Below are 1516 nucleotides of genomic sequence, written 5' to 3' on the forward strand. Positions count from 1 at the left end.
CGATGACGGCAAGCTGACCTTCAAGCCTGCCGATAACGCCAACGGCAACAACTACGCAACCATTGGCTTCCAGCCAAGCGATGGCGGCACGACACTGGGCAACCCAGCCAGCGTCGTGATCAACGTCAATCCGGTCAACGACGCACCTGTCGCCAACCCTGACCACTACACCCCGTTCACCGGCAGCCTGCAGGGCAACTACTACGGCTACAAGGAAGGCACCGACGGTCCGAACCTGACCACCATCAAGCAGGCAGTGGACTTCATCGGCTCGCACAGCGCCGATGCCAGCTTCAACGCCACCACCCTGAACTACGGCGGTGGCAGCCTGTTCGGCAACGACCTGGGTCATTCCGGCAACCTGAACACCTTCCTGGGTGCGGACAAGGGGTCGCTGACCTACGCCAACGGCGGCACCACGCAGACCACCACGTCCGATGCCATCATCGAGCTGTCCGGCAAGGTCACCATGGCCGCCGGCACCTACTCGCTGAAAATCACCGCGGACGACGGTTACAACGTCGTGATCGACGGCAAGGTCGTCGCGTCCTACAACGCCAACCAGTCGCCAACGGCGCACACCACCCAGTTCACGCTGACCACTGGCGGCGAACACGACATCCAGATCGTCTACTGGGATCAGGGCGGCCAGGCACAGCTCAAGGTCGAGGTCGCCGCCGTGAACGGCAGCACCGTCGGCACTTACTATGTGCTGGGCACCAACCCTGAAGTCGCGCTGGGCACCGCTGCCCTGACCACGCTGGAAGATACCCCGCTGGTCATCAAGGCTCCGGCCCTGCTGGGCAACGACACCGACGTCGATGGCGACAAGCTGACCATCAACATGGTCAAGGGCAACGACCCGAGCAACCCGTCGCAGATCATCGACAATTCCGGCAAGGTGCTCGGCACCGTGGCGCTGGATGCCGATCACAACGTGATCTTCACCCCGGCCGCCAACGTAAACGGCGATGTGACCTTCAGCTACAGCGTGACCGATGGCCAGGCGACCTCCAACGTGACCACCGTCACCGTCAAGGTCGTGCCGGTCAACGACGCGCCGACTGCCAGTACGATCTCGCTGCCGGCGATCGACGAAGACCACTCGATCAGGATCACCAAAGACCAGTTACTGGCGAACGCCGGCGATGTGGATGGCGACAAGCTCTCGGTGGTAAACGTCACCGTGCCTGCATCCCAAGGCACCCTGGTACAGAACAGCGACGGCAGCTACACCTTCACGCCGAAGGCTGACTGGAACGGCACCGCCACCATCAGCTACGGCGTCAGCGACGGCGTTGCGACCACGCCGAACACCGCAACCGTGGTGGTCAATCCGGTCAACGATGCACCGACCGCGACAGGCGGCACCAGCACTGGCGATGAGGACACCACTCAGACCCTGACCTGGAGCAAGTTCGGTGTCACCGACATCGACTCGCCAACCACCGCCCTGGGCGTGAAGATCACCAACCTGCCAACCAGCGGCACCCTGCTGCTCAACGGCGTGGCCGTA

General features: G+C 62.9%; 1 protein-coding gene. It reads left to right on the forward strand.

Annotated features, from left to right (window positions below):
• On the forward strand, positions 1-1516 hold a 1516-nt coding region (locus tag AC1MEK_RS29790; protein WP_480399838.1), incomplete at both ends, for a tandem-95 repeat protein.

This window comes from Pseudomonas sp. 2 (assembly GCF_056627435.1).